At 66.4% G+C, this 9,916-nt stretch carries 10 protein-coding genes; 7 read left to right on the top strand and 3 right to left on the bottom strand.

Annotation, left to right across the window (positions count from 1 at the left end):
- The 3 genes from Q0627_RS00260 to Q0627_RS00270 all read left to right on the top strand — a co-directional run.
- Positions 1-858: acyl-CoA dehydrogenase family protein (locus tag Q0627_RS00260; protein WP_298807118.1), on the top strand; the 858-nt coding region annotated here is incomplete at its 5' end.
- Positions 859-860: 2 nt separating this feature from the next.
- The gene (locus tag Q0627_RS00265; protein ID WP_298807119.1) at positions 861-1,628 is read left to right on the top strand and encodes an enoyl-CoA hydratase/isomerase family protein; all 768 of its coding nucleotides are present in this window, start codon (positions 861-863) and stop codon (positions 1,626-1,628) included.
- An 18-nt stretch (positions 1,629-1,646) separates the two neighbouring features.
- Positions 1,647-2,798 (top strand): thiolase family protein, encoded by a 1,152-nt coding sequence (locus tag Q0627_RS00270; protein WP_298807120.1) that lies wholly within the window; start codon positions 1,647-1,649, stop codon positions 2,796-2,798.
- On the opposite strand, the gene Q0627_RS00275 is transcribed toward Q0627_RS00270, so the two are convergent.
- The 3 genes from Q0627_RS00275 to Q0627_RS00285 all read right to left on the bottom strand — a co-directional run bounded on the left by Q0627_RS00275 (position 2,791) and on the right by Q0627_RS00285 (position 5,616).
- Positions 2,791-3,966 (bottom strand): serine hydrolase, encoded by a 1,176-nt coding sequence (locus Q0627_RS00275; RefSeq protein ID WP_291018024.1) that lies wholly within the window; start codon positions 3,964-3,966, stop codon positions 2,791-2,793. The genes Q0627_RS00270 and Q0627_RS00275 overlap by 8 nt on opposite strands.
- Positions 3,967-4,054: 88 nt before the next feature.
- Complete coding sequence (locus tag Q0627_RS00280) at positions 4,055-4,897, bottom strand: acyl-CoA thioesterase II (protein WP_291018026.1); 843 nt, start codon at positions 4,895-4,897, stop codon at positions 4,055-4,057.
- Positions 4,898-4,965: 68 nt separating this feature from the next.
- Positions 4,966-5,616 (bottom strand): TetR/AcrR family transcriptional regulator, encoded by a 651-nt coding sequence (locus Q0627_RS00285; protein ID WP_291018029.1) that lies wholly within the window; start codon positions 5,614-5,616, stop codon positions 4,966-4,968.
- Between the two features lie 166 nt (positions 5,617-5,782).
- Here Q0627_RS00285 and Q0627_RS00290 point away from each other — a divergent pair, with 166 nt between their 5' ends.
- From Q0627_RS00290 to Q0627_RS00305, 4 genes are all read left to right on the top strand, one after another.
- A complete protein-coding gene (locus Q0627_RS00290) occupies positions 5,783-6,781 on the top strand; it encodes an acyl-CoA dehydrogenase family protein (RefSeq protein WP_298807121.1) in 999 nt (332 codons plus the stop codon).
- Complete coding sequence (locus Q0627_RS00295) at positions 6,765-7,940, top strand: acyl-CoA dehydrogenase family protein (RefSeq protein WP_291014822.1); 1,176 nt, start codon at positions 6,765-6,767, stop codon at positions 7,938-7,940. Before Q0627_RS00290 ends, Q0627_RS00295 begins: the two co-directional genes overlap by 17 nt.
- Positions 7,941-7,946: 6 nt before the next feature.
- Entirely contained in the window at positions 7,947-8,729 is a 783-nt protein-coding gene (locus Q0627_RS00300) for an enoyl-CoA hydratase (RefSeq protein WP_291014820.1), read from the top strand.
- Between the two features lie 155 nt (positions 8,730-8,884).
- Complete coding sequence (locus tag Q0627_RS00305) at positions 8,885-9,409, top strand: hypothetical protein (protein ID WP_291014818.1); 525 nt, start codon at positions 8,885-8,887, stop codon at positions 9,407-9,409.
- The last annotated feature ends 507 nt before the right edge of the window (positions 9,410-9,916 follow it).

Below are 9,916 nucleotides of genomic sequence, written 5' to 3' on the forward strand. Positions count from 1 at the left end.
GCCAAAGCCGGTGCCCCGCCCCGGCCGAGCCTGGGCTACCTGCTGCACGGTCTGTGCCGGCACGGCAGTGTGGAACTGCAGGAACGCTTCCTGCCCGGCATGATCGACGGCACCGAGCGCTGGTGCCAGGGCTTCTCCGAGCCGGGTGCCGGCTCGGATCTGGCATCGCTGCGCACGGCCGCCGTCCGGGAGGGCGACGAGTACGTCATCAACGGGCACAAGATCTGGACCAGCTACTCCGACATCGCCGACTGGTGTCTGCTGCTGGCCCGCACCGATCCGGATGTGCCACGGCACCGGGGTATTTCGGCGTTCATCGTGCCGATGGACACCCCCGGTATCGTGCAACGGCCGCTGAAGATGATCAGCGGAATCACCACCGAGTTCGGGCAGGTCACCTTCGACGACGTCCGTGTGCCCGCGGGCAACATCGTCGGCCAACCCGGCGACGGCTGGGCGATGGCGATGACCGTCGTCGGGCACGAACGTGAACCGTCGACGCTGGGCTATGTGGCCCGGTATGCCAAGACGGTGCAGTCGCTGGTGTCCCGAGCGGATGAGCCGAACGACGAATTGGCTTTGGCCGCAGTCGAAACCGAGATGCTGCGGCTGCATGTGCGGCGACGGCTGTCCGAACAGCTCGACGGCGTCTCGCATTCCTCGGAGGGCTCGCTCGACAAACTGCTGATGACGTGGACCGAGCAGACCGTCGGCCATGCGGCGCTGTCGGTGACCGGTACCTCCGACCCGGAATTGCTGTCGTCGTACCTGTATTCGCGGGCGCAGAGCGTCATGGGCGGTACGTCGCAGATTCAGAAGAACATCATCGCCGGACGTCTACTCGGATTGGGAGTGTGAACATGTACGGAATGCCCGACGAGATCGAGGTGACCGCGGACGGTGCGTTGCGGATCATCACCCTCAATCGGCCTGACGCCCTCAACGCCGTCAACGACAATCTGCATTCGGGGCTGGCGTCGCTGTGGAACCAGCTCACCGACGATCCCGAGGTGCGGGCCGCGGTGCTGACCGGCCGGGGTAAAGCTTTCTCCGCCGGAGGCGATTTCACCTACCTCGCCGAGTTGGGTGAGGATCCGGCATTGCGTGCCAAGACGATTCGCCACGGCCGCGAACTGGTCCTGGGAATGGCCCGGTGCCGGGTGCCGGTGGTGGCCGCGGTCAACGGGCCGGCCGTCGGATTGGGTTGCAGCCTGGTGGCTTTGAGCGACACCGTCTACATGGCGCCGACCGCGTATCTTGCCGATCCGCACGTACAGGTGGGGCTGGTCGCCGCCGACGGCGGTCCGCTCACCTGGCCGCTGCAGATCAGCCTGTTGCAGGCCAAGGAATTCGCGCTCACCGGCACCCGGATCCCCGCCGAACGCGCCGTCGCGCTCGGCCTGGCCAACCACGTGTCCGACGATCCGCTGGCCGATGCCATCGCATGCGCCAAGAAGATGATGGACCTGCCGCAGCAGGCGGTGGAGGCCACCAAGCGGATGCTCAACATCCATCTCGAACGCGCCGTGCTCGCCAGCCTCGACTACGCGAACATGGCCGAGGAGATCTCGTTCCAGACCGACGACTTCCGGGCGACGATCGCCCGGCTCACGGCACCCAAGAGCTGAGAAGGAAAGGTCATTACCGTGCCAGAAGCAGTCATCGTCGCCGCCCGGCGCACACCGATCGGCACCGCGGGCAAGGGCAGCCTGCGCGATACCGACGCGTTCGACCTCGCCGAGCACATCGTGTCGGCGGTTGCCGCCCACGTGGGGGCGCTGGGCAACACCGCCGAGATCGACGACGTGATCCTGGGTGAGGGGCTCTACGGCGGCGGTGTAATCGCGCGCCATGCCGCGATCACCGCTGGGCTGCGGACGGTACCGGGGCTGGCCAACAACCGACACTGCGCCGCAGGACTGTCGGCGGTGCAGTCGGCCGCCGGATCGATTCGGGCGGGCATGGATTCGCTGATCCTGGCAGGTGGGGTGAATTCGGCGTCGACCTCACCCAAGTCGAAGCTACGGGTGGGTGAGGACGAATGGATCGACCCGTGGATGCCGCCGACTCACCCGAATGAGCCGGACGCCCCCAACCGGGACATGTCGATCACCGTCGGCTGGAACTCCGCTGTGGCGGCCGGGATTTCACGCGAGCAGATGGATGCCTGGGCGTTGCGGTCGCACCAGAAGGCGATCGCGGCGATCGACGAAGGGCGATTCGACGACGAGATCGTGCCGATCAAGACCCCGCGTGGGCTGTTCTCCATCGATGAACATCCGCGCCGTACGACCACCGCGGAGAAGCTGGCCGCGCTCAAACCGCTGCACCCGGAGATCGAGGGATTCTCCATCACCGCCGGAAATGCGTGCGGAGCCAACGATGCCGCCGCGCTGCTCGCGATCGCATCAAGCGAGTTGGGTCTGCCCGCGCTCGCCACGGTGCGGTCGTGGGCGAACGTGGGCGTCGAACCGTCGCAGACCGGTCTGTCGCCGGTGACCGCGATCCCGAAAGCGCTTGCACGCGCAGGTCTGTCGCTCGACGATGTCGACCTGTTCGAGATCAACGAGGCCTTCGCCGCCAATTGTGTTGCCTGCGTGAAGCTTCTGGAGATCGAACCGGAAAAGGTCAACGTCTCCGGCAGCGGTTGCTCGCTCGGTCATCCCGTCGCCGCCACCGGCGCCCGCATGCTGGTCACCCTCGTCCACGAACTCCGCAGGCGTGGAGGGGGAATCGGGGTTGCAGCGATGTGTGCGGGGGGCGGGATGGGATCGGCGACCGTGATCGAGGTCAGCTGACGGTGCTGTAGAGGGTGGCGAGGTAGGCGAGGCTGCGTTCGTTGCCGAGGATGCCGCTGCCCATCTTGTTCATCACGTACGAGAAGGTCATGCGGCGGTCGAGGTCCATGAAGATCAGCGAGCCACCCCAGCCGCCCCAGAAGGCGATGCGGCCGTCGGCAGGAACTCCGGGTGCGGTGGCGGCACCGGCGAGGGCGAAGCCCAGGCCGCGACGTACCGGCACCATCAATACCTGGTCGACGTCGTCGACGCGTACTGCGAGCGCCTGCTCGATCGTCTTCTCCGACAGCAGCCGGACGCCGTCGACGGTTCCGCCGAGGGTGATGGCCGACAGGATTCTGGCCACCGACCGGGCGTTGCCGTGACCGTTGGCGGCACCGATGATCGTGTTGCGCCACTCCGGCCGGTTGGCGTCGATGCCGGCTACCGCAGGCCCGCCGAAAGTCTTGACGGCCAGGTGGTCCGGTCCGAGCATTGCCACGAGGTCGACGCCCAGGTCCGGTGGGTTGCTCAATGGTGAGACTCGGTCCCAGTCGCTTTCCTTCGCGCCGATCTGGAAGTCGGCGCCCAGCGGTGCGGCGATCTCCTGGGCCACGAAGTCGCGCAGCGTGATGCCGGTGATGCGTCGCAGTACCTCGCCGAGCAGGTGACCTTGGTTCAGCGCGTGATAGCCCGACGCGGTGCCCGGCTCCCACCACGGCGCCTGAGCCGCGAGCCGGGCCGTGGCCGTGTCGACGTCGAACAGGTCCTCGACGCTGACCGGACGGTCCCAGCCGGACACTCCGGAGGTATGCGCCATCACCTGCGCGACGGTGATCGAATCCTTGCCGTTCTGCGCGAACTCGGGCCAGTAGGTGGCGACGGGGGCGTCGACGTCGAGTTCACCACGGTCGGCGAGCATCAGCATCGACAGGTAGGTGACGGTCTTGGTGGTGGACCACACGTTGACGATGGTGTCCGATTCCCACGGCCGGGTGCATTCGGTGTCGGCGAAGCCGCCCCACACGTCGACCACGTTCTCACCGTCGATGTTGATCACCAGGGATGCGCCACGTTCGGCGCCCGAGTCCAGGTTGGCCGCCAGCATGTCGGTGACCGGCGCGAACCTGTCGTCGGTCACGCCTTTGAGTGCCTGTGCGCGATCGTCGTCATCCACCGGGGTGCTCATGTCGGCCTCCTTACCCGGCGGCCGGAATGCCGCCCGGTGGGGAGTGTATGCCGTGTGCGAGTGCCGTTCGGCGGAGTTGAAGATAATTTCAGGTTGTCGCCGGAGGTGCCGGTTGCAGGCCGCGCATCATCGCCTCCTGCGCGAACGAGACGAGCAGCCGGCCGTCGGCGTCGAGCAGGTCGCCTCGGCCGAAGCAGCGTCCGGCGGTCAGGATGGGGGAGTGCTGGCGCAGCAGCAGCCACTGGTCGGTGCGTACGGGCCGATGGAACCACAGGGTGTGCGAGGTGACGGCCGAGAGGAACACGGTGCCGTTGCCGCGCTGGTCGTAGCCCTCGACCGGACGAAGCGCAGTGCCGATCAGGGTCAGGTCCGTCGCGTACGCGACGATGCATTCGGCCCGGCCTTCGGGTACCTCGGGAGTCTTCATCCAGAGTTCGTAGGTGGGTGGCCCGACGGCCGGGTCGTCGAGGTCGTCGGCCGAACGTGCCTGCCACGGAAGGAGTTCGATGGTCCGCTCGAAGCTCTCGTCGAGCAGAGCGGGGACGGGATCGACGGCTTGGATGTCCGGACCGTCCTCGGGCACGTGCATCGACGCGGTGGCAGTGGCGATCAGCCGCTCACCCCGGGCCGGGTCGCCCTGGACGGCGTCGATCTGGGTGGTGGCGAAGGATCGGCCCTCGTGCCGGACCGACACCTTGTAGGTGACCGGGCTGTCGGTCAGTCCCTCCTTGACGAAGGTGCTGTGCAGCGACTTCACGGACTTGCCGGGACACGAGTGCAGGGCCGCGGCGACGAACTGCGCGAGGATCTGGCCACCGAACAATCGGTGATAATCCAGGTCGAGGTTACCGCCCACCAGGGTGGTGTCCCCGGACTCGGGTGAGGGTTTCAGGTCGAGGACGGACAGCAGTCGATCCCACTCAGCAGACATGGCCCCAGCGTAGCGGAGATCATTCTCTCAAGCGAGAACCATATTCTCGCATGCTGGATGCGTCCCGATCAGTGGTGGAGGAACCCCTGTGAGCAGAATTCCCACACCTCGTCAGCGGAAATAGGGTGCGAATCGGACGATTCGGGCTCGCTGGACTGGGCGATGAACATGACCGTCTGCATCGTCATCGCTGCGAGCCGCCGGATTCCGATGGTGGATTTCACGCGTCCGGCATCCGCGGCGTCGGCCATGAGTTCGGCGAACAGGGTGATCAGCGGCGCGTGTGCGATCCGGACCTCGGTGGGGTGGGTGATGAGCAACTGCGGAGCAAAATCGCTGAACAGTGGCCGCTTGGCGGTGGGGTCCGGCCGCGACAGCTCGAACAGCAAAGTCGTTGCGACATGCAGTTGTTCGACCGGATCGTCCTCGGCCTGGGCGGCGGCGCGGATCTGCGCGGCGGCCTTGTTGAGAGCGTCCTCGAACAATGCCAGGAGCAGTTCATGCTTGCCGTCGAACTGGAGATAAAAACTGCGCAGTGACTGCCGGGAGCGGTCGACGACCTCCTGAACGGTGAATTCAGTGGTGCCTTTTTCGGTGATGATCGCCTGGGCGGCGTCGAGGAATCGCTGAACGCGTTGTTCGGCACGGAGCTTGGCGGTCTTGATCGACCGCTCCACGGCCCGTTGCTTCCACGCCGGCTCGTCACTGGAATCGGTCACGACAGCGGCCGGGCCTTCGTCCGGAGCGTCCTGTTCTGGCACTGCATACGGGGCAGTCTAGCCGCAAGCGGACTGTCATTAGCGGATTCGCGCGGTGATGTCCATCTCTGACGCGATACGCTACTCTTTGTTTACGAGAACCTGATTCTCAGCGAGAGGTGGATGGATGCTTCTGGAGTTGGACTCCGATCAGCGGCTGTGGCAGAAGACGGTCCAGGAGTTCCTGGCCAAGGAATGCTCACCCGGCTGGGTGCGGCGGGTGGTCGAGGACGGCTCCGACCCGGATCCGCTGTGGCGCGCCATCGTGGCACAGGGCTGGACCGAGCTCGCCGAGGTCGCCGAGACCGTGGAACTGGCGATCGCGCTCGAAGAACTGGGGCGGGCGAGCGACCCCACCCCCTATCTGGCGACGATGACACACTTCGCGCCGCTGACCGGCACCACTCCTGCGGACGGGCACGCAGGTGCCGCCGCCTATTCCGGGGTGAACGCCGCCCGCGTGGGCGACGGGTGGGTGCTCGACGGCATCGCCCGGTCGGTGGTCGACGGTGACCGCGCCCGGCAGATCGCCGTGGTGACCGGTGCCGGGGTGTTCGTGGTGGATGCCGAGCAGGTCACCGCACGCCGGGTACCGATCTTCGATCCGCTGCTGCACGTGGCCGATCTGAGCTTCACCGGCGTTCGTGTCGCCGACGACCGCCGGGTGACCGTCGACGTCGATGCCGCCCGGCGCCGGGTGCTCGTCGGTTTGGCGGCCACGATTGTCGGTGCGTGCCAACGGATCCTGGACCTGACACTTGAACACGTCGGTTCCCGTGAACAATTCGGCGCCGCCATCGGCAGCTTTCAGGCCGTTAAGCACAAAGCTGCCGACATGCACGTCGCGATCGAACGCGCCCGGGCGCTGACGCATTTCGCCGCGTTGTCGATCGCCGCGGACACCGCGGAGGCGCAACTGGCCGCCTCGATGGCCAAAGCCGCTGCCGGAGAATGCCAGTCGCTGGTATTCCGCAACGGCTACCAGCTGTTCGGCGCGATGGGCTACACCTGGGAGAACGACCTGCAGTTCGCCCTCAAACGCGCCAAGGCCGCCGACCTGCTCTTCGGCGGCGCCGACCACCATCGCGCACTCATCACGGAGGGGTACCGTGCAACTCAGCTTTGACGCCGACATCGAGGAATTCCGTGCGGAATTCAGCGCGTTCCTCGATGCGAACCTGCCCGCGGAGGCCGACGCCGGGGAGCGGCCCCGCTCGAGTGCCGACATCCCCGCGTGGGCCCGCACCTGGCAGCGAACACAGTTCGAGGCCGGGTGGCTGCTGCCCGGTAATCCGCCGGAGTTCGGCGGGCGCAACGCGGGCATCGTCGAACAGTTCGTGCACCTGCAGGAACTCTCGCGCCGGCGCATCTACCACAGCTACAACCCGCAGGGGCTGGGCATCATCGCCGCCTCGCTGCTCACCTTCGGGACTCCGGAACAGAAGCAGCGGTGGGCCGTTCCCATTCTGCGCGCCGAGATCACCGCGGCGCTGGGCATGAGCGAGCCCGGTGCCGGATCGGACCTGGCGTCGTTGCGCACCCGGGCACGTCGCGACGGCGACCATTTCGTCGTCGACGGCCAGAAGGTGTGGACCTCCGGGGCCCATCACGCCGACGTGCTGCTCACCTTCGTGCGGACCGACCCGGATGCGCCCAAGCACAAGGGGATCAGCGTTCTGGTGATCCCCACCGACACGCCCGGGGTGACGCGGCGGCCGTTCGGGTCCATCGCCTCCCGCGACGATCACGACTTCAACGAGGTGTTCTTCGAAGGCGTGCGGGTACCCGCGGAGAACCTCATCGGCGACCTCAACGACGGCTGGACCGTCGCCAACGGTTCGCTGGGTCACGAGCGCACTCTGCTGTGGCTGAGCTTCGCCGACCGTCTCGAGGATCTGCTGCGCGATTTTCGGCCCGGCACCCCGCTGGAGAAGGACCGCTACGCCACCCTCGTGATGGATTCGTACGCGCTGCGGCTGCTCGGGTCCAAGGCGCTGGCCCGCGCGGCGCGCGGGGAGCAGGACACACCGTCGCTGTCGGTGCTCAAATTGCTCGGCTCGGAGGCCGTGCAGAGCGCGACCGAACATGCCTTCACCGCCGAGGGCATCGACGGCCTCGTGCATCCGGCACTGACCGCCCCGTACTGCCACATGGATCTGGAAATGCTGTACGCAAGTTGGTTCGAGCGCTATGCGCGCAGCTTCGGGTACACGATTGCCGGTGGAACGTCGGAGATCCAGCGCAATGTGATCGCCGAGCGGATCCTCGGCATGCCGCGACGGTGACCGTCGATGTACATCCGGTATGAGGTCGCCGACCACATCGCCACCATCACCCTCGATCGGCCCGAGGTGGCGAACGTGCAGAATGCCGAACTGCTCGACCAACTCGATCAGGCGTGGACCCGGGCGGCCGCCGACGACGACGTGAAGGTGATCGTGCTGCGCGCCGAAGGCAGACATTTCTCCGCCGGGCATCAACTCGGCGGTGACGGACCGGTGCCGGACAAGATCACGCTGGAAATGGTGTATTCGCACGAATCCCGGCGGTATCTCGACTATTCGTTGCGGTGGCGAAACATCCCGAAACCCAGCATCGCCGCCGTGCAAGGGCGATGTATCGCCGGCGGGTTGCTCCTGTGCTGGCCGTGCGACCTGATCGTCGCCGCCGACGACGCCAGCTTCTCCGATCCGGTGGTGCTGATGGGCATCGGCGGGGTGGAGTACCACGGGCATACCTGGGAGCTCGGTCCACGGAAGGCCAAGGAGATCCTGTTCACCGGGCGCCCGCTGACGGCGCAGGAGGCCGAGCAGACCGGCATGGTCAACAGGGTGGTGCCACGCGACCAACTCGACTCCGAGACAAGCGAACTCGCGCGTCAGATCGCGTCGATGCCGGCCTTCGGGCTGCGGCAGGCCAAACGGGCGGTGAACCAGACGCTCGACGTCCAGGGCTTCTACGCGGCCATCCAGTCGGTGTTCGACATCCATCAGACCGGGCACGGAAACGCGCTGAGCGTGGGAGGCTATCCCGTGCTGGCCGATCTGGCGCGGATGAAGGACAAACTGCGGTGAGAAAAGTTCGCGAAGATGGCCCGGATCGGATCTGTGTATTGTACTCTCATTTGCGAGAACGGCATTTCCGCCGAGGCCGCGCCCACGGTTAGCGGTCATCTCGACACCACCGGGCGACGTAGAGATTACGTCGTCACTGGAGAAGGGAACGCATAATGCGTCAAACAAGGCTGACCCGGGCACTGACGGCATGTTGTGCCGCGGCACTCATAGTCGGCGTGGCCGCCGGCTGCTCCGACGACGATTCGGATTCGGCACCGAGCACGACCAGTTCGGTTGCGGCATCGACCAGTGCCGAGTCCTCCAAGGCCGCTGCTCCGGCCGACCCGGCGGTCACCAAGGAGATCACGGAGGCCTACACCACCTTCTTCAACGGCAAGGCGCCGGCCGCCGACCGCACCAAGCTCATCGAGAACTCCGAGGGCTTCGCCCAGGTGCTCCAGGGGATGGCCGCCGATCCGCAGGCACAGGGCACCACGGTGACCGTCAAGGGTGTGACGCTGACCGACGACACCAACGCGGACGTCACCTACGACCTGCTGCTCAACGGCACCCCCGCACTGCCGGACCAGACCGGGCAGGCCGTCAAGGTCGACGGCACCTGGCGAGTGGCCACCGCCACCTTCTGCGCGCTGTTGTCCATCCAGGGCAAGGGTGACGCGATCCCGGCCTGCAGCTGATCTCGGCTTCGCACCTCGACCTGCAGTGGTCCCCCATTGCCGGTCGAGGTGCGAGCTCGCGAGCCTCGAAACCCCGTACGACGACTATGTCCGCAACAGCCTCCCGGTTGGAAGTTGTTGCGGACATTGTCATCTCACGGGGTTTCGAGGCTCCTCGCCTAGCGGCTCGTCGCACCTCAACCGGCGAAGTCTGACTCCCGTGCCCTGCGCACCTGGATCACTACCCGCGTCTGGCGGCTCGTCGCGACTCAACGGGCGACGTCTGACTCCCGTGCCCTGCGCACCTGGATCACTACCCGCGTCTGGCGGCTCGTCGCGACTCAACGGGCGACGTCTGACTCCCGTGCCCTGCGCACCTGGATCACTACCCGCGTCTGGCGGCTCGTCGCGCCTCAATCGGCGAAGGCTGACTCTCATGCCCTGCGCACCTGGACCACTACCCGCGCCTTAACCGCAATACCGTTCAGTTAGTGCGCACCGGCGTGTAGGTGGGTGGCCCTGCGGGTT

The sequence above is a fragment of the uncultured Gordonia sp. genome (genome assembly GCF_937858515.1).
Taxonomy (GTDB): Bacteria; Actinomycetota; Actinomycetes; order Mycobacteriales; family Mycobacteriaceae; genus Gordonia.

Excerpts from the sequence above, each read along its gene's own strand:
- Q0627_RS00290 (WP_298807121.1), top strand. The coding sequence starts at position 5,783 with ATGCTTCTGGAGTTGGACTCCGATCAGCGGCTGTGGCAGAAGACGGTC.
- Q0627_RS00265 (WP_298807119.1), top strand. The coding sequence starts at position 861 with ATGTACGGAATGCCCGACGAGATCGAGGTGACCGCGGACGGTGCGTTG.
- Q0627_RS00275 (WP_291018024.1), bottom strand. The coding sequence starts at position 3,966 with ATGAGCACCCCGGTGGATGACGACGATCGCGCACAGGCACTCAAAGGC.
- Q0627_RS00305 (WP_291014818.1), top strand. The coding sequence starts at position 8,885 with ATGCGTCAAACAAGGCTGACCCGGGCACTGACGGCATGTTGTGCCGCG.
- Q0627_RS00300 (WP_291014820.1), top strand. The coding sequence starts at position 7,947 with ATGTACATCCGGTATGAGGTCGCCGACCACATCGCCACCATCACCCTC.
- Q0627_RS00280 (WP_291018026.1), bottom strand. The coding sequence starts at position 4,897 with ATGTCTGCTGAGTGGGATCGACTGCTGTCCGTCCTCGACCTGAAACCC.